A 16,985-nucleotide genomic window follows, 5' to 3' on the forward strand; every position below is an offset into this window, starting at 1 on the left:
CGAAAAATATGATTAAGTATTCGTTTTTCTTAGCGATATCAGGCTCGTTTAGAAACAAAAAACAGCGTCAAAATGCCCTTATACGCGTAAACTCCGAGCACTATCGGCAAAAGCACCAAAAACGCTATGATCTCGGCCGGTACTTTTAGGCGCTTGGCAAAGAGCATACCTAAAATCCCGCTTAAAAATGATACTATGAGAGTAGCGATGCTGATGTTAAAAATCCCATCTGCATGATCCAAAAGCGGCTAGTGTGCGCAAATGCCGCAATAAGCGCGCAAAATGCGAGAGTCCTTTTTGGCGGCGAGCTAGCGTAGGCAAAGCCAAGCCCAGCCACCGCGGCAAAAGCGCCGTCTATGAGAGTCGCGGTCAAAATCTCAAACATGTAAAATCTCCGCGCTGCTAAGCGAGAGCGTGATATAGGCGCCCCGCGATGCAAAGTATCAGGATGCCCGTGCTCACGGCTCTGCTGATGCCCACAAGTGTATTGTCGTTTAGGATATCAAAGACCAAGTTTATGAGAAAAACGCCCGGCATCAAAAAGAGTATCGACGAGCCGATCGCCACGTCGCTAGTATGCGTAAAGCTGTAAAATACGCCAAAATGTGTGATAAAAACCATAAACCAAAGTTAAAGCATTTGAGACTTTAAATTGATATCTATCTTAGCTAGCGCGCCCGTGTATCCGCCGCCGATATAGACGTGCAAACTCGCCTCGCCCGCTTTTACGTCTGCGTTTCGCAGGACGTAGCCTTTTTCAGGCTCTCCCACTCCTTTTTTAAGCAGGCTTTTTGTGCTTCGTCTATGCTGGCAAACTCCTTTTGCGTCTGCCTAGTTTTGCCGTTTTTGACGCTCTCGCTGAGTAAAATTTGACCCTGCACGCGCAAATTTAGGCGATCGCCGCCGCTTAAATTTATTAAATTTTTCATTTTCGCTCCTGCGGATTAGTTTTAAAAATTGTCGCAAAGCGGCGCTAAAAGCCGCTAAATATCGATAACGCCGAGGTGCGAGAGTAAAATTTTAACTCCGATTAGGATTAAAATCACGCCGCCTAAAACGAGCGCCTTTGAGTGCAGATATTCGCCCGTTAGCTTGCCTACGTAGCACGCCGCGACGCACAGCGCGAAGCAGACGAACCCGATTACGCAACAGGCGTAGAGGATGTTTATCTCGCCAAAGGCAAAGGTCACGCCCACGGCCATCGCGTCGATGCTGGTTGCGATCGCGCCCAGCACCAGCTCCTTCGTGCTTAGGCGTAAATCTGGCTCGTCCTGCTCGTGGCGGGATTCTGCGATCATCTTGATGCCTAAAAACGATAAAATTCCAAACGCGACGAAGTGATCGATCTGCGCGATAAATTTGACGAAATTTATCCCCAAAGCGTAACCCACAAGCGGCATTATAAACTGAGCCGCCGCGTAGAAAAACGCGACGCGCGCGATCTGCGCAAATTTAAAATTCGGATATTTCGCGCCGTTTGAGATACTAAGCGCGACGCTGTCCATCGCAAGCGCGAAAGCGATGAGTAAAAGCTCCATATTTAGCCCTTTTGGTATTATAAAAGCGTTGATTATACATTAAAATTTCTGAAATAAAATGAACAATCTTAAATTGGGAAAAAGCCTTGCTTAAAAATCTAATTTTTTGCCTTTTGCCGCTCATGGCGGCTGCGAGTTGGGAAGAGGTCGCCGTAAAGGGGCTAGACGTCGTCATCAGCGCAAACGTGGGCGATAGCGAAAATTTTAAAAACTCGCTAAGCACTCTAATCGAGCGCGCCGCAAGCGAATACGAGCGCGAAGGGATCGAGGACTACGAGCTCGATCTGCCCGCTTATCTGACGCAGCGCGCCGGCAAAAAAAGCATCGCCGTACAAAATATGCGCCGCCTGGCTACTCAAAAGCTAAATCCCGCGATTGAGCCGCTAAAAAATTTGATACTTACTAAAATCAAAGAGATGCCCGAGGCCGATACCAAGGCGGTTATGAGCGGCGAGGTGCTATTCAGCCACTATCTGCGCACCAACGCCTTTGATGAAATTTACGATATTTTGCTGCCGTTCGCGCGCGCGCTGGGCTCAGACGCGGGCTTTGCCAAAAGCTACAAAAATGCCGTGGGCAAGGAGATTGCGGATGATTTCGGCAGCGAATTTAGCAGCGCCTTCATCAACGAAAGTTTTGATTTTTTAAGCAAAAACGAAAGGGAGTTTCGCAAAAACTCGGGCGCGATTTTAAACGCGATAAAGACGGTCAGATAGGCGCGGTGGCACTAAGATCTCGGCGAAATTTTACTTTAAATTTATGAAAAATTCTATCTCGGAGCCCGCGGAAAATTTTAATTCAGGACCCGCTTTAAATTTCATCTCAAATCAGACGTGCGAGCGCGCGAAAAATACAACGCCTGGCGGTGCGGTAAATTTCGCTCCCGCTCCCTACCTCAAAAGAAATTTCAAATTTCAAGATGCGGCCACCGAGTTAAATTTTATCCGCGAAAGAAATTTAAAATTTTATCCCACTTCGGCTGGTTTCGCCGCACGCAATCGTGCCTCGATCGGTTTTGCCGCGTGTAATCGTACTTCGTGCAATCTTACCGCGCTCTATTCCGCTCTGCGCGTCAAAAATCTTGAAAGAAAATCCGCTTTAAGCTCCGCGACTCTTGCGCTAAATTTAAAGCCCGCGCAAATTCTAAGCTGCGCCGAAAACAAAGCTTTAAATTCCGCAAAAGCCCCCACAATAAATCCTTGGGAAAATTCCGCGAAAAATTTCAAACGAAATTTTATGGGAAATTCCACTCATAGTAGCACAAATAGCGCGAGTTCGCTAAGCCGTGCAAGCATCGTAAACGATCCAAATTTAAGCCTCGCAAAAAGTCTCGCTGCCGCCCATATGCGACGCTCAAAGAAAAATTTTACTGGGGTTCTTGCAAACGATCCGGACTCCGCTCATACGCCGCAGAGCTTTGGATTGAAAAATTTTAAGGCGCGGAATTTTGCGAAGAAATCTAATTTGGCAGAGAATTCTAGCTCCGCTCGAAGCTTAAATTCCGCACAGAATTTCGATTTCGCGCAAAGCTCTGATTCTACGCAGAGCCCTGCTACCGCGCAAAATTCTGCCTCTACGCAAAACTCGAATTCCACGCAGAGTTTTGGTCAAAATTCCAATTCCGCGCAAAACCCCGCGCAAAACCCCGCTCCGCCTAGCAGGCTGTGGGATCTGGGGCTGCTTTTCGTGGCGATCGTTTGGGGCTGTACCTTCGTACCGGTTCAGCGCGCGCTGCATAGCGGCGACGTTTTTAGCTTTTTGTTTTGGCGCTTTTTGGCGGCAAGCATTTTTACCTACCTCGCCTGCCTGCGCTTCGGCGTCAAATTTGACCGCGGCACGATAGGGCGGGGCGTATTTTGCGGGCTGATGCTATTTTGCGATTTTTCGTGCCAGACCATAGCGCTTGATTATGCGCTCTCCTCGACGGTGGCGTTCATTTTGGGGCTAAACGTCGTCATCGTGCCCTTTTTGATGCTTGCGTTTTTCGGCAAAAAGGTCGGTGCGAGCGCCTTTGGCGGCGCAGTTGTGGCGCTTTTGGGGCTGTATTTTTTAAGCGGAGCAAGCGCGGTGGGATTTGGCATAGGCGAGCGACTGAGCTTGATTTCGGCGTTTGCTTACGCGCTTCACATTGTCTTTACCGGCGTATGCGCGCGCAAAAGCAATCTCTACGGCTTTGTGATCGTGCAGTTTATCTGCGTCTGCGTCTGCGCGCTGATCGCGGCGGTTTTCACTCCGCACGCAGAGTTTGAAGGCGAGATAAAAGTACTTGGAAATTTAATCTTTTCGCCGAGCTTCGATTTCATTTTCGCGCTGGTTTTAACCTCGATCTTTGCTACCGTCGCGGCGTTTGTGATCCAAACAATGGCGCAAAACCGCGGCGTAAGCGAGATAAAAACGGTGCTGATTTTTGCACTAGAGCCCGTAAACGCGGGCGTGATGGGGTATGCTTTCGGCGAGAAGCTAAGCGCGCTTCAAATTTTAGGCGCGGCGCTGATACTCGCGGGCATCCTGCTTAGCGAGCTGGGCGGGATTTTAGGCGCGAAGTTTGCTAAAGACCGAGCTTGCGAAAAAGCAGACCGAGGCGACTAGGATTATCGAAGCGCCGCTGGTTAGGTTGAGCTTAAAGCTCAAAACAAGCCCCGCCGCGCAAAAAAGCGCCGATAGCGCGCAGCTTATCGCCATCATCGAGCCTAAGTTTTTTGAAATTTTTTCGGCGATGAAGGGCGGGATCGTCATCAGCGAGATCACCAAGATTAGTCCTACGATCTGAATCGACGCGACCACCGCGAGGCTAGCCATCACTACGAGGACGTAGTAAAAGACGCTCGTATTCACTCCGCGCAGCAGGGCGAATTCCTTATCGAAGCTGATTGCTAAAAACTGCCTGTAAAAGCACGCCGTAAGCGCCGCAAATGCCGCGCCGCAAATGCCGATGAAGATTAAATTTTCGTGATTTATCGCTAGGATGGAGCCGAATAAAAAGCTCATCAGATCGGATTTGTATCCAGGCGTGAGATCGGCGAAGATTATCCCTAGCGCCATTCCAAACGCCCATATCGCGCCGATTACGGCGTCGAAGCGCTCGGTGTTTCGCAGCGTGACGTAAGCGATTAGCAGCCCCAAAAACAGCGCAAATACGCTAGCCCCCAGCACGGGCGAGATGCCTAAAAACAGCGCGATGCCGATGCCGCCGTATGCGCCGTGCGCGATGCCGCCTGCGATGAAGCTCATGCGATTTATCACGACTAAAGAGCCCACGACGCCGCAGACTATACTGACTAAAAGCCCGCCGAGAAGGGCGTTTCGCATGAAATCGTAGGATAGAATTTCAGCCATTTTTGTCCTCCTTGCAGCAGCATTCGTTAAGCGCGAGATCGACGGCGCAGAAGTGTCCGTGCTCGCGCCTAAGGTGATCTAAAAATTCAGCTCTGCCTCCCGGATCGATCTCGTGGGTGTGCGCCGAGCCGTTTGCGACGTAAAGCGCGCGGTTTGCGTAGTTTAGCGCAAGCTGCACATCGTGGCTGATTAGAATTATGCCGCAGCCGCCCTCGTTTAGGGATTTCAGAAGCTCATAAATTTGAACCTGCCCCATCGTGTCGATGCTCGCTAGCGGCTCATCAAGAAGTAAAATTTTAGCCTTCGCGCACAGCGCCCGCGCGATGTAAACGCGCTGTCTTTGTCCGCCGCTAAGCTCGCTGATACGGCAGCCTGCTAAGCTCTGCATGCCTACGCGCTCCAGGGCTTGCATGGCTTGCTCGCGCTCCGATTTAGAGTAAAAGCCGAAAATTTTCTTATCTATCAGCCCCATTAAAACGACTTCGAGCACGCTTATGGGAAAGCTTTTGTTTATCGCGATGAACTGCGGCACGTAGCCCATTTGCGCTCTGGCAAGCGCTGGCGATCTGCCTAAAATTTCGATCGTGCCCGAGCTTGGTCGCAGCAGCCCCAAAAGCAGCTTTAAAAGGGTGCTTTTGCCGCCGCCGTTGGGCCCGAAAATTGCTAAAAAATCGCGCAGCTCGTAGCTTAGGTTTATATCTTTTAAAATTTCGCGTTTTTCGTAAGCAAAGTTTAAATTTCTTATCGTCACGTCCGCCATGAACGCCCTTTCGCCTAGATTTTGAAAGCATTTATTATAGCCCAAATTCGGAAAAATTGCCAAATTTTGCTATTATTACAAAAAATTTAAAGGCTAGCGGTGGAGAAAATCGGCGAAAAATCACATAAAAATAGCTGGGATAAAAAGTCCGAAAGTTACGCCAAATTTAGCGGCGAGCTAGGGGATTTTGGCAAGCGGGTGTTTGAGATACTGCGCGGCTGGGGCGTGAGCTTTGCGGGCAAAAGCGTGCTCGACGTGGGCGCCGGCACGGGGGTTTACTCGCTGTATCTCGCGTCGCTGGGCGCCAAGGTTACGGCGATCGATAGCTCGGAGGGGATGCTGCGCGAGCTAAGGCGTAGCGCAGAGGAGTTTGGCATTAGCTTGCAAAACGTATTAAATTTAAGCTTTGCGGAGTTTTGCGAGCGGCTGAGCCGCGATGGTTTTGCAAATGCGGCGGATGAAAATTTTAAAATTTATCCACGCTCGCAGAGCGAAATTTCAAACGCGCAAGCTCAAGAAGCCCGGGCTTTAAATTTAAAAGACGCTGTGAGCAAAAGCCGCGAGAGCGAAAATTTTAAAATTCCCGCAGTTTTTGACATCGCGTTTCTTACTATGAGCCCCGCGCTAAAAAGCACGGAGGATTTTGGGGCGTTTTTAGCTTTGGGCGAGCGAAAAATTTATCTAAACTGGGCGAGCGAGCGCAATTCATCGATGCTAGCGCCGCTGTTTGAGCGCTTCGGCGCAGGAGCTAAAAGACTTGCTACCGCCTCCGAAAAGTTTGAGGCGCTGCTAAAGGCGCGCGACATCAAGTTTAAAAGCGAAATTTTAACTGAAAAGCGCGAGCAAAAACGCAGTCTGCAAGAAGCTGTGCAAAATGCCGCGTGGCACCTGCATATGGACGGCGCGGAGGCTAGCGAGCGCGAGATCGAGGAGATTTTGAAAAAGCGGGCTAAAGACGGGGTGATAAGCGATGAGATCGAAGCGAGCTTTAAGCTGTTTTATATTTAGCCTGGCACCGCTTTTGGGGCTTTGCGGCAATCTTTTCTCGCCGCTTGAGATGCCTAAATACGACCCGCAAAAGGCGCGGCTGGGCGCAAAAATTTTTACCGACGTAAGATTTAGCCGCAAAGGCCGCTCCTGCGAGAGCTGCCATAACTTCTATCTAAACGACTCGGGCGCTTCGGTGCGCGACGGACGCGTGCCTACGCTAATAAATTCTTATTATTTTGACCGCTACTTGGGCGATTATAATTTCGCGGGCTTTGAAGCGCGGATCGCGGCGTCAGTTTTTAGCGAGAATGAACTGGACGCGAGCGAAGATAGAATTTTAGAGCTTATCAGGAAGAATTTAGCCTACAAGCAGGCTTTTAAAAGTGCTTACGGCGAGGCGAATACGGAAAACTTCATTGATGCGCTGAAGGAATTTTTAAAGTCCAAAACGGCGATAAATTCCAAATTTGACCGATTTTTGCGCGGCGAGGTTAAGCTAAATGATGCCGAATATAACGGATATGTGCTTTTTGTGCGGCTGTGCTCGGCATGCCATAACGGCGTTAGCCTAGGCACCGGCAGCTTTACTAAAATTCGCCCGAGCGCGGAAGAGGAGGATGCGCCTAAGCATAGGCTCACTTCCGATGGATTTGAGCTGCGCCGCGTGCCTAGCTTGCGCAATATCACGCAAACCGCACCTTACGTAAACGGGCAGACGGATTTGCGTCTTGCGGTGCGACAGATCGCAAAGGATCTGCTAAAATACGATCTTAACGATGGGGAGCTTGATGCTTTGATGAGCTTTTTGGCTACACTTAAGGGCGATATGACGGAGGCGCAGGATGAAAGATAAGATAATGTGGACTTTGATGGTGGGGATTATGATATTAGGCATAATCATCGCCGGGAATTATTTCTCGTCGCTAAGAGATGTAGCGAGATTTAGCACGATTTCGCGCGAGCTAGCTTTGATCGATAACGCCGATAACCGCTTAAATATATTATTTGATGCAAAGATCGCAAGAAGGGACTTTTCGATTGCAAATGCCGATATGCGCGGCATCTATCAGGTGCTGCAAGCTCTACAAAAAGACAAAATCATCGATAAAATCGGACTTAGCAGCGATGTGCGCGCGATCGGAAGCGCTTTTAGCGATAAAATTTCACTTTTGGACGAGCTTGGGGCTTTAAATTCGCAGAATTTAATCCTTTTTCAAAGTCTGCAGCAAAAATTTCTATCCAGTGGCGCAAATGCGCAAAGAGCAAATCTCTACTCTCAAATTTTAGGGCTTAATTATAAAAATCGCTCCGAGATCTCTGCTTTAAAAAGCGCGTTAGAAAGCGCAGATGCGTCAAGCCCCGACGAAGCTGCGTTTATAGGAATTGCGCGGCAAATTTTAAGGAATTTCGAGCGTCAAAATATCATCGTAAGCGATAATCTATCATTGCTAAACGAGCGCTTCGCAAGCCTGCGCGAGCGATTTTCTTACGCTAGCGAGGAATTCTACGGCTCGTTTATGCAAATGACGATGCTTTACACGGCTGTGTTTTTGTCGTTTTTACTGCTTACTTACATCATAAATTCCAATGCTTTGCGTAGTAAACGCGCTCTCGCGCCCTATCGCGCGCTATGCGAGGAGGCAGGTGAAGCGATAGTTTTAGCAGATCAGAGCTTTAAAATTTTATACGCTAATAAAAGCGCGCTTAGCTTAAGCGGCTACGAACAAAGCGAGCTGGAAGGAAGCGATCTTGGAGTTTTGATGCCCAAAGATAAAGGGATCGAACTTCCTGCGATGGTAAATAAAAGCGCCAAAGATACGCGCCTGCTCCGTAAAAATGGCGAACTAGCCGATGTGAGCCTAAGGCTAGCAAATATCGCCACCGCATCCAAGCCGCCGCTATATGCGCTTTACGCTCATGACATCGGCGAGCGCGAGATTATGAAGCTAGCTCTTGCGAGCGCAAAAGAGAGTTTAAACAATCAAGTCTATATCGATCATCTTACGGGCCAGGGCAACGAAGCAGCGCTATATGAGCTAATAAACGCCGAAAAAACGGGCGTAGCGATCTATATAACTATCGTAAATTTTGCAAATTTGCGACTTTTTTACAAGGCAGAAACGACAAATGAAATTCTTCGCTCCTTTGCGCGCACGCTTGCAATGTGTATCGAATCGCACGAGATCAAAGCTAGTATCTTTCGCATCCAATCGGATGAGTTTTGCCTATTTTACGAGGGACTAAATGTCGCGCGCGACGTGGAGATCATAAACAAATATTTCACCGACAAGGTTTTTAATCTCCATACGACCGAGGGCTTTGCCTCCGCGCCTTTAAATATCACGATGGGCGTGAGCGAGCGTGCAGACGTAGCGGGCGGCGCAAATAGGGTCTTTCAGGCGGTTATGGCGATGTATGAGGCGCAGAGCAAAAACGAGCACGTGGGCTTTTACTCGCGCCCAAATGCGATTGAGGAAAAATATCTGCAAAACCAGATTATGATCAACACCATTCAAAACGCGATCAAGAAAAACCAAGTCTTTGTGCTTGTTCAGCCCATATTTGATATCACCCACCGCGATCCTAGCGGCAACACATACGGTACCGAGGGTGGCGACTATGTCCCGTTAGTATATGAAATTCTAATCCGCCTAATCGATCGTTCAGGCAAGACGCGCTGCCCGGGTGAGTTTATCGACATCGCAAAGCAAACCTCGCTCTACATCCCGCTAACTCAGGTCGTAATAAACGAAGCCTTTCGCTTGCTAGACCGCTTCGCAGGGACTTGCTTTAGCATAAATCTTTCATATTTTGACATCGCAAACGAAGGCATCAAGGAGCTTTTAGAGCGCAAGCTCGCATCCAGCCCAAATGCTTCAAATCTATTCATTGAAATTTTAGAAAGCGAAGAATTTGACGATTACGAGAGCCTACGCAGCTTCATCGCCGTAGCTAAAAACTATGGCTGCAAGGTCGCGATAGACGATTTTGGCAGCGGATACTCCAACTACTATAGAATTTTAACGCTCGACGTGGATTACATAAAGATCGACGGAGCGCTCATCAAAAATATCGCAAACGACAAAAACTCGCGCGCTATCGTCGAAACTATCGCTAACTTCGCGCGCAAGCAGGGCTACGAGCTCATCGCCGAATACGTAGAAAACCACGAAATTTCAATCATCTTAGAAGAGATGGGGATTAAATATATGCAAGGCTACTTCTACAGCAGACCGATGGAGCCTTCGAGGATAAAATTCTAATCTCATCTCGCCGCAGCCTTATGACCCGCCTTTTTAAATTTACGAGCCAAAGATTGCCTTCGCAAGGCGAGAAATTCTGATTTAGCAAGCCACCTCTTTAATTTATACGGGATTCATCTTGACAAATACTACGCGAATTTATTGCGAACTTATGGCGCGCCTTGTAGCTAAGATTGCCGTAAAAGCTTACGCATGGCAAATGAAGTGGAAGCTAAATTTGAAATTTAATAGCGTATTTATAGATAAAATTTTGCGAAGTTCAAAATTTTAAAATTTCAAGCCGTAAAATTTTAAAATTTGAAATGCGTGAGCTGCAAATTTAAGGCTAAATTTTAAAATTCCGTAGCGATAAAATTTTAAATTCCGCGCCTTAAACCCGCCTGCAAATTTTAAAATTTTATGGCGCAAATTTTCAATTCATTCATATAATAAACATTTCGCGCGAGCTTTACAAAATAAAATTTTAGCACGCCTTGCTTTAAGTAACGATAGAGCTTTCAAATGCAGGCGGAATTTTTAAGTGCAAAATTTCTTGCTTTCAGCGAGAATGAGCTTAAATTTTAGGCTTTAGCGCATTAGCTCAAGCAAATTCGCTCTAAGCCTTCATACTCCCCGTATCCTTAAATCTTTGATGCCACGACAATGCCTCGCTTAGAATGTGTGGAGTATGCCCAGCACAGGGCTGCGCACATGCCCGCTCGAAATAATCTCTCAGCGCGCCTTGGTAGGTGGGATGTGCGATGCTTATCATCGCGCGAGCCCGTTCGCGAGGGCATTTACCGCGCAGATCGGCGATGCCATATTCGGTGATGATGACCTGGGTGTCGTGCTCGGTATGATCGACATGGCTCACGAATGGCACGATAGCGCTGATCGCGTCGCCTTTAGCTAGCGACGGGCTCAAAAATAGCGACAAATATCCGTTGCGGGCGAAGTCGCCGCTACCGCCAATACCGTTTTTCATCTGCGACCCCATGACGTTAGTGGAGTTTACATTGCCGTAGATGTCTGCCTCTAGCATGCCATTCATCGATACGACGCCAAGCCTTCTGATGAGTGCTGGCGAGTTGGAGACATCTTGTGAACGTAGTATGATGTGCTTGCGGTAGAAATCGATGTTTTTTTGGAATTCCTCGACACCTACGGGACTAAGCGATAGCGCTGTGGCACTTGCAGTGCCTACGACGCCTCTTTTGATGAGATCTAGCATGCCGTCTTGAATCACCTCGGAGTAGCACTGCAGCTCTTGGTAACCAGCATTTTGTAGCGAGCTAAGCACGGCGTTAGCGACGTTGCCGATGCCCGATTGTAGCGGCAGCAGCTTCTTTGCGGGAAGTCTGCCGCAAGCCTCCTCGTTTTTTAAGAATTTTACGACGTTGCAGCCGATCGCGCTTGAAATTTCATCCACGGCGGTAAAATTATTGACGCGATCATGCGTCCTAGCCTCTATGACAGCGATTACTTTGGCAGGATCTACATGCATATAGGGGCTACCTACGCGATCGCCTACGTGCTTGATCGGCAGATCCTCAGCATGCGGCGGCAGGCGCAGATCTGTAACGTCGTGAATGCCCTCCAGCTCAAGCGGCTGATAGTAATTAACTTCTAAAATCACGCGATCGGCGATATCGAGCCAGGCTTGATTGTTGCCTAGCGATGTGGACGGCACGAGCACGCCGCTTTCTTTAATCGCCACCACTTCGATCACGGCAAAGTTTAGATGTGGAAAAAAGCCAGCTTTAAGCTGCGCGGCAAGGCTTGATAGATGCACGTCTGCGTATCGCACGGCGCCACTATTTATCGCACGGCGCATATCGGCATCCGTAAAAAACGGCACGCGAAAGCTCACGGCACCTGCTTTTGCCAAAACTCCGTCTAAAAGCGGATCGGTCGATGCGCCTGTAAAAATTTTGATTTGATAGGGCTCGCCTTTTTCGTGCAGCGTTGTCGCTCGTTGCGCCAGGGCTTGCGGCAGAGCTAGCGCGCAGCCCGCCCCAACAAAGCCGCTAAAGCCCACCGATGCGCCATTTGGGATCAGTTCGCAGGCTTTCTCGGCGCTCATAATTTTTGATTTTAGATATTCGTTTTGCACGCGTGAGTTCATTTTCCGTCCTAGCCGTGATTTGGGCGAAATTATAATATTTTTGCGCTAAATTTCAAAATCTAAAATTTGGTGCGCGAGCTAGGCTATAGAGTAAAATATGAGGCGCGGTCGGTTGAGATATACGCCGTAAACGCTTTCGATCAGGCTTTTTTTGCTTCGGCGGTTTGCAATACCCGCTTGCACAAGCGCTTGGTAAATAGGGTTTTAAGCGTGATTGAGGCTTAGTTTGATGATCTCGCCGCGATACCATTAAACGCTCATCTAGCGCTGAATTTTACGGAATTTAGGCACAAAATTTACGCATAATTTGTGAGCTACGATATTTGAATTTAAGTTTCTTTTTGCAATTTAATCGCTCGCCGCACTCAAATTTAAATCTCCGCCTGGCAATTTTAAAATAGGTGTTTTGAAATTTATCGCTCGTGGCGTTTAAATTCCGCGTCTAACACAAGCCTTGAACTCATATTTGAAATTCCATCGCTTGCGGTGCACGCATTTGCATGCCGCGCTTGGATTTTAATCCGCATTAATTGAAATTCTAGCTGCTTAAAATTATCGCCTCCTCGCACAAGACGGCAGTTTAAAATTCCAATTTCGCGCTTTTTTTGGGAGGGCGGTTCGACGTAGATACGCAAAATTTTGATAAATTTTACGCTTGCGAAATTCTAAAAATTATATCATCGTCACGGCTAAATTGCAGATTTGTTTAAATTCTGGTTCTTAAAATTGTAGCTCCAGCCGTTACACGAGATTTTTAATTCAAAGAGCCTTGCCGCGTAAATTCTAATCTCTCTGAGCCCAAAAATTGACGCCGCTTAATACATGAATTTAAACGCGTTTTAGAATTCAAATTTAGCCCGCCTTGTTACCATTTTCGGTCGAGCTTTATAAAATTTCGGCAAATTTTATTTTGCTAAAATTCCAAAAATTTTATCGTCGCAAAATAGGGCGAAATTTTATCTCTGCGGCTTGCCGTCGCCGAATTTCGCGACTATCTCCTCGCTGCAGCTCTCTTTGGGCGCCCAGCCATCGCGCTTCATCCGCGCTAGATTGTCGCACGCCTCCTGCGAGCCGCCCTCGCAAAGCTCGTCGTATATCACGAGGCTGCGGCATTGCCCGCTCGCGAAACTCTCCAGCACCGCGGCGTTGCCCAGGCAGGCTCGCTCGCGCAGATTGCTCATCGCGCGCTCGCCTGCGCCGCCCATTTTATTTCCCTGCTTCCGCTCGGCGAGGGTGGCGAGCTCGCACGCGTTTGCGAAAAAGCCCTGCGCTTTGAAGCGGTTTCGCACGACGCCACGACCGCCCAGCTCGTATCTCATCGCCGCTTCGTAGCATGCGGCGGCGTCCTTTTTACTGCACTTTGCTAAAAGCGCGCTAGTTTTTGCGCCGCTAAATTTAAACTCTTTGGCTTTGCCGTCCGCGTTTGCCAAGCTAAGCGCCAGCGCCGCAGCCAGCGCAAGCTTTAAAACTTTCATCTTTACTCCTTTTGATTTTGTTTATCCGCTCGCTAGCCCCGATTTACTGCTTCATTGCGCCGCACCCGTCGCCCGCTAAAATTTAAAAGGCTCACGCGCCTTATTTGCGATCGAAGCTTGGAATTTTATCGCCTCTGTCGCGCTAATTTTTCGGCAGTAGATCGAGCACCGCGCAGGCGCGCTTATTGCGCATTTTGCACGCCCTGTCTAGCGCCTGCCCCGAGAGCTCAAAGCTCTGAGGGGTGCCGATTCCTTGGAGATATTTGACCGACAGCTCGTAGCATGCTTCGCTGCTGCCGGCATCGCACTGCTCGCGAAAAAGCTCAAACGATGCCACGACGTCCTTTTCTACGCCCAAGCCGCGCCCTAGCGCATCTGCGTAGAAAAAGCACGACAGCTGATCTTTTCGTTCGCAGCCGCTTTTCAGGCCGCGCGCGACGCGCTCGCAGGAGCCTTCGTCGCTTTTTACGATGCAGCTTTGCAGATCCGCCCGCGAAATTCCGTCCGTTTGAATGACCGCATCGGCACTGCTTTGCGAGCCGGCGCTTGCTTCGCCGCTATTTACAAAGCGCGCGCTTGCGGTCTCGTCGATACTCGTTGTTTTGTCCGTTTTGCTCGCCGCAGAAGCTTTATCCGCTGGCGCGCTCTCGTCGCAATTTGCCGCAAGTCCGCAAAACAGCGCCAAAAATAGAAATTTTTTCATACCCGCCTCCGTTAAATTTAGCGCCATTTTAATTAAAAATGCTGAATTTAATGAAAATGCGCCTCTGCTCTAAATTTTAGCTTTGTGTCGCAGCGTGTTTGAAGTGCGAAATTTAAAGCACGCCGCCAAAGCGATCGATCATAGGCTCTTTAGCACCGCGAGTACGTTTTGCGCGTCCTGTTCGGGCTCGGCGATGCGGCTAAAGCGCTTTATCTCCTTGCCGTCTTTAAAAATCAGGGTTTGGCGGTGGTAAAATTTCTTCCCGTCGCCGGTAGTGAAGGTTTCGAGCCGTAGCGGCGCTTCAAGCTCGAATTTCTCGTCGTTTATGAACTCAAACGAGGCGCCCGTAGCGCGCTTAAACTCGCTCGTACCCGCCTCGCCCATGCTGCCTACGGCGATAAGCTCAAAGCCGAGCGCTTTTATCTGCGCAAACGCGCTCTCGTAGGCCTTGCACTGAAGCGTGCAGCCCGTAAGCCCCGCCGCACCGTGCAACTCCGCGGGCAAAAATTTGCCGCTGTCGCCCATTTTCGGGTAGGTAAAAACTACGCAATTTTTCGGTAAATTTATCATTTCTCGCCTTTTGATCGAAATAGGTCGCAAAAATAGCATAAAAAATCTTAAACCCGCTTAACGGATGAAATTTTGCAGCTTCTTGGTATCATTGACGAGCTGTGTTTAAGTAAGGATTTTTGGCGGCGCAAACGAGAGCGGTGAACCCATAAGTGGAATTTTACTACCAAATAAGCGGGAGTTAAAAAGATTGCACGACAAAGGTCTCGGTTCCGCGCGGCGCTATCGTTAGGTGATTAAATTTTATGCTAGCTTTGAGTAGAATTTTAACCGAATCGCCCTTATTCGGCTTTAAGCAATAGCGTTATAAAATAATCGAATAAAAAATCATAATAAGGAAAGCAAATGATAAATGATGACTTTAAAAGATGGGCTTTGAATTTCGGCAGTTGTGACGGCGGTGATATAGGCTCGCCGAAAAACCCTAGTATTTGGCTTTGCGGATTAGAGTGGGGAGGTGGTTTTAAAGAAGAAGAACTACAAAATATTTTTAAAAATAATGATTTAAAAATTCCTGCCATATACGAGGATTGTAAGGAAAATTTAAAATACCAGTTTAATATAAAAGCTATAAAACTTTTGGCGGCAATAAACGGTGAAGAAAATCATGTCAAATTTAATGAAACTTTTAAACCGTTTTCGCGAGGCGGCAAAGGATATTTTAAGATGAATTTATATCCTTTATCCTTTAAAGATACTAATCACAGCAGATGGACTGAAGCTATTAGCAAAGAAACGGGTTTTAAAGATAAAGACGAATATATTAAATGGATTAGATTAAACAGATTTCCGATATTTAACTCATGGGCAAAAGAATATAGACCAAAGATAATTATTTGTACGGGCATAAGTTATAAAGATGACTTTATTGTAGCGTTCGGCGATCAAAATACGCAGCTACAAGAAAGAAATTTCAAGGATTACAAGAAATTTTTCTATTTTAAAAATAGCTACGGAGCGCTGGTTGTGATAATTTACTTTTTAGGTGGTCGTCACGGGCTTAAAAGCGATGAAGAAATAAGACGAACGGGCAAAGAAATAGCTAAAATTTATGAAGCGTATTTATCGAAATTGGATTAATAAAATTCCCCATATAACTTGGATATTTAAATAGATTTTGTTAAATCTCATATTTTGGTTTCGTTTTGTTATCATAGAATTTTACTCGTTGTTTCCCGCGATCGTTTCGATTAGTTTGCGTTTATTGCGGCGGTTGTAGAGCACCGACGAAAGGAGCGATAGCGCGATGAATAATATCCCCACGGTGCCCGTTATGATTTCGCTTACTTCAAATTTCAGCTTGGCAAACATTATAAACGCCAAACACGCGATAGCATAGTGCGCGCCGTGCTCCAGATACGCAAAGTGAGACAGCGTGCCGCGAGCGATGAGATACAGCGTGATGGAGCGCACGAACATCGCACCGGCGCCGAGACCTAGCATGATGATGAAGATATTATCGCTTAGCGCAAACGCGCCGATCACGCCGTCGAAGCTAAAGCTCGCGTCCAGAGTTTCTAAATACAAAAAGCCCGCAAGGCCGTTTTTTACGCCGTCCGTGCCGAAAAGGCGGTCGAAACAGGAGATGAGCAGATAGAGTAAGATCGCGCCGAAATACGCCGCGCCTAGCGTAGCCGAGCCCGTTTTAGCAAGCAGCACGAGCCCTGCGGCTAGAGCGATCAGCGTGGGGGCGTTTGGAATGCGCTTTAAAAATCGCACGAGCCCGTTATTTTCGATTATGCCCAGCCAGTGTAGCTCGCGCTGCGCATCGAAGAAAAAATCGCAAAAGACCATCAGCAAAAACGCGCCGCCGAAAACGTAAATTTGCGCTTCGTTCTCGCTTAAAATTTCATGGTAGCGGTGCGGCTGCTTAAGCGCTAGCACGAGGGTTTCCCAAAGACCCAGATGCGCGCTTGCGGCAACGATTAGCACGGGGAATAAAAACCTCATGCCAAAAACCGCGATCGGAATGCCCCAGAGGATAAATCTGCTCTGCCACACCGGCGCCATATCTTTTAGCACCTTGGCATTGACTACGGCGTTATCGAAGCTGAGGCTGATTTCCAGCGCGCACAAAAGCGCACAGATATAAGCGGCACCCGCGCCGCCGATATAAAATGCGATAGCAAGCGCAATTAGGCTTACTACAAAAGAGGAGTAAAAATATTTCATCATCGTCCTAGCCGATTTTTTGCGCGATTTTAGCAAAATTTAGCCCTAAATTCTATATAATTGCAAAAATTCCA

At 47.9% G+C, this 16,985-nt stretch carries 16 protein-coding genes and 1 pseudogene; 6 read left to right on the forward strand and 11 right to left on the reverse strand.

Going from position 1 to position 16,985, the window contains the following annotated elements; translation table 11 throughout:
• The 4 genes and pseudogenes from Q0144_RS10615 to Q0144_RS09540 all read right to left on the reverse strand — a co-directional run.
• A pseudogene (locus Q0144_RS10615) lies at nucleotides 1–385 on the reverse strand (threonine/serine exporter family protein); the annotation flags it as partial.
• Nucleotides 386–402: 17 nt separating this feature from the next.
• Complete coding sequence (locus Q0144_RS09530; RefSeq protein WP_297944486.1) at nucleotides 403–621, reverse strand: threonine/serine exporter family protein; 219 nt, start codon at nucleotides 619–621, stop codon at nucleotides 403–405.
• Between the two features lie 104 nt (nucleotides 622–725).
• Nucleotides 726–929 carry a hypothetical protein gene (locus tag Q0144_RS09535; protein ID WP_298063704.1) on the reverse strand — a complete coding sequence of 68 codons (204 nt, stop codon included), beginning with the start codon at nucleotides 927–929 and terminating at the stop codon, nucleotides 726–728.
• Between the two features lie 54 nt (nucleotides 930–983).
• Nucleotides 984–1,538, reverse strand: coding sequence for a manganese efflux pump MntP family protein (locus tag Q0144_RS09540; protein WP_298063706.1), 555 nt, complete (start codon nucleotides 1,536–1,538; stop codon nucleotides 984–986).
• Between the two features lie 86 nt (nucleotides 1,539–1,624).
• Between Q0144_RS09540 and Q0144_RS09545 the strand changes: the two genes are divergently transcribed.
• Nucleotides 1,625–2,254 (forward strand): hypothetical protein, encoded by a 630-nt coding sequence (locus Q0144_RS09545; protein WP_298063708.1) that lies wholly within the window; start codon nucleotides 1,625–1,627, stop codon nucleotides 2,252–2,254.
• 43 nt (nucleotides 2,255–2,297) lie between these two features.
• Entirely contained in the window at nucleotides 2,298–4,127 is a 1,830-nt protein-coding gene (locus tag Q0144_RS09550; RefSeq protein ID WP_298063711.1) for a DMT family transporter, read from the forward strand.
• Here the strand turns inward: Q0144_RS09550 and Q0144_RS09555 are convergent.
• Nucleotides 4,071–4,874, reverse strand: coding sequence for a metal ABC transporter permease (locus tag Q0144_RS09555; protein WP_298063713.1), 804 nt, complete (start codon nucleotides 4,872–4,874; stop codon nucleotides 4,071–4,073). The two genes, Q0144_RS09550 and Q0144_RS09555, sit on opposite strands and share 57 nt — an antisense overlap.
• Nucleotides 4,867–5,634 carry an ABC transporter ATP-binding protein gene (locus Q0144_RS09560; protein ID WP_298063716.1) on the reverse strand — a complete coding sequence of 256 codons (768 nt, stop codon included), beginning with the start codon at nucleotides 5,632–5,634 and terminating at the stop codon, nucleotides 4,867–4,869. Before Q0144_RS09560 ends, Q0144_RS09555 begins: the two co-directional genes overlap by 8 nt.
• A gap of 99 nt (nucleotides 5,635–5,733) precedes the next feature.
• Between Q0144_RS09560 and Q0144_RS09565 the strand changes: the two genes are divergently transcribed.
• From Q0144_RS09565 to Q0144_RS09575, 3 genes are read left to right on the forward strand one after another with little or no spacing between them, the layout of a single operon-like run.
• Entirely contained in the window at nucleotides 5,734–6,642 is a 909-nt protein-coding gene (locus tag Q0144_RS09565; RefSeq protein WP_298063721.1) for a class I SAM-dependent methyltransferase, read from the forward strand.
• Nucleotides 6,605–7,477: a cytochrome c peroxidase gene (locus tag Q0144_RS09570; RefSeq protein ID WP_298063723.1), complete on the forward strand. Its 873-nt coding sequence runs from the start codon at nucleotides 6,605–6,607 to the stop codon at nucleotides 7,475–7,477. The genes Q0144_RS09565 and Q0144_RS09570 overlap by 38 nt, the downstream gene beginning before the upstream one ends.
• Nucleotides 7,467–9,887: a GGDEF domain-containing phosphodiesterase gene (locus tag Q0144_RS09575; protein ID WP_298063726.1), complete on the forward strand. Its 2,421-nt coding sequence runs from the start codon at nucleotides 7,467–7,469 to the stop codon at nucleotides 9,885–9,887. The genes Q0144_RS09570 and Q0144_RS09575 overlap by 11 nt, the downstream gene beginning before the upstream one ends.
• A 595-nt stretch (nucleotides 9,888–10,482) precedes the next feature.
• Here the strand turns inward: Q0144_RS09575 and Q0144_RS09580 are convergent.
• From Q0144_RS09580 to Q0144_RS09595, 4 genes are all read right to left on the reverse strand, one after another.
• A complete protein-coding gene (locus Q0144_RS09580; protein ID WP_298063729.1) occupies nucleotides 10,483–11,991 on the reverse strand; it encodes a succinate CoA transferase in 1,509 nt (502 codons plus the stop codon).
• A gap of 956 nt (nucleotides 11,992–12,947) precedes the next feature.
• The gene (locus tag Q0144_RS09585) at nucleotides 12,948–13,466 is read right to left on the reverse strand and encodes a hypothetical protein (RefSeq protein ID WP_298063733.1); all 519 of its coding nucleotides are present in this window, start codon (nucleotides 13,464–13,466) and stop codon (nucleotides 12,948–12,950) included.
• Between the two features lie 142 nt (nucleotides 13,467–13,608).
• Nucleotides 13,609–14,169, reverse strand: a complete 561-nt coding sequence (locus Q0144_RS09590; RefSeq protein WP_298063735.1) for a sel1 repeat family protein — start codon at nucleotides 14,167–14,169, stop codon at nucleotides 13,609–13,611.
• Nucleotides 14,170–14,307: 138 nt separating this feature from the next.
• Nucleotides 14,308–14,739, reverse strand: coding sequence for a redoxin (locus Q0144_RS09595; protein ID WP_298063737.1), 432 nt, complete (start codon nucleotides 14,737–14,739; stop codon nucleotides 14,308–14,310).
• Between the two features lie 345 nt (nucleotides 14,740–15,084).
• On the opposite strand from Q0144_RS09595, the gene Q0144_RS09600 reads away from it, so the two are divergent.
• Nucleotides 15,085–15,819, forward strand: coding sequence for a hypothetical protein (locus Q0144_RS09600; RefSeq protein WP_298063740.1), 735 nt, complete (start codon nucleotides 15,085–15,087; stop codon nucleotides 15,817–15,819).
• 81 nt (nucleotides 15,820–15,900) lie between these two features.
• Here the strand turns inward: Q0144_RS09600 and Q0144_RS09605 are convergent, their stop codons facing one another.
• Nucleotides 15,901–16,911, reverse strand: a complete 1,011-nt coding sequence (locus Q0144_RS09605) for a DUF475 domain-containing protein (RefSeq protein WP_298063742.1) — start codon at nucleotides 16,909–16,911, stop codon at nucleotides 15,901–15,903.
• Between the last annotated feature and the right edge of the window lie 74 nt (nucleotides 16,912–16,985).

This window comes from uncultured Campylobacter sp., assembly GCF_938045345.1.
Classification (GTDB): Bacteria; Campylobacterota; Campylobacteria; order Campylobacterales; family Campylobacteraceae; genus Campylobacter_B.

What these genes read in the sequence shown, in the direction of transcription:
- Q0144_RS09530 (WP_297944486.1), bottom strand. Translation starts at nt 621, where the DNA reads ATGGTTTTTATCACACATTTTGGCGTATTTTACAGCTTTACGCATACT.
- Q0144_RS09535 (WP_298063704.1), bottom strand. Translation starts at nt 929, where the DNA reads ATGAAAAATTTAATAAATTTAAGCGGCGGCGATCGCCTAAATTTGCGC.
- Q0144_RS09540 (WP_298063706.1), bottom strand. Translation starts at nt 1,538, where the DNA reads ATGGAGCTTTTACTCATCGCTTTCGCGCTTGCGATGGACAGCGTCGCG.
- Q0144_RS09550 (WP_298063711.1), top strand. Translation starts at nt 2,298, where the DNA reads ATGAAAAATTCTATCTCGGAGCCCGCGGAAAATTTTAATTCAGGACCC.
- Q0144_RS09555 (WP_298063713.1), bottom strand. Translation starts at nt 4,874, where the DNA reads ATGGCTGAAATTCTATCCTACGATTTCATGCGAAACGCCCTTCTCGGC.
- Q0144_RS09560 (WP_298063716.1), bottom strand. Translation starts at nt 5,634, where the DNA reads ATGGCGGACGTGACGATAAGAAATTTAAACTTTGCTTACGAAAAACGC.
- Q0144_RS09570 (WP_298063723.1), top strand. Translation starts at nt 6,605, where the DNA reads ATGAGATCGAAGCGAGCTTTAAGCTGTTTTATATTTAGCCTGGCACCG.
- Q0144_RS09575 (WP_298063726.1), top strand. Translation starts at nt 7,467, where the DNA reads ATGAAAGATAAGATAATGTGGACTTTGATGGTGGGGATTATGATATTA.
- Q0144_RS09580 (WP_298063729.1), bottom strand. Translation starts at nt 11,991, where the DNA reads ATGAACTCACGCGTGCAAAACGAATATCTAAAATCAAAAATTATGAGC.
- Q0144_RS09585 (WP_298063733.1), bottom strand. Translation starts at nt 13,466, where the DNA reads ATGAAAGTTTTAAAGCTTGCGCTGGCTGCGGCGCTGGCGCTTAGCTTG.
- Q0144_RS09590 (WP_298063735.1), bottom strand. Translation starts at nt 14,169, where the DNA reads ATGAAAAAATTTCTATTTTTGGCGCTGTTTTGCGGACTTGCGGCAAAT.
- Q0144_RS09595 (WP_298063737.1), bottom strand. Translation starts at nt 14,739, where the DNA reads ATGATAAATTTACCGAAAAATTGCGTAGTTTTTACCTACCCGAAAATG.
- Q0144_RS09600 (WP_298063740.1), top strand. Translation starts at nt 15,085, where the DNA reads ATGATAAATGATGACTTTAAAAGATGGGCTTTGAATTTCGGCAGTTGT.
- Q0144_RS09605 (WP_298063742.1), bottom strand. Translation starts at nt 16,911, where the DNA reads ATGAAATATTTTTACTCCTCTTTTGTAGTAAGCCTAATTGCGCTTGCT.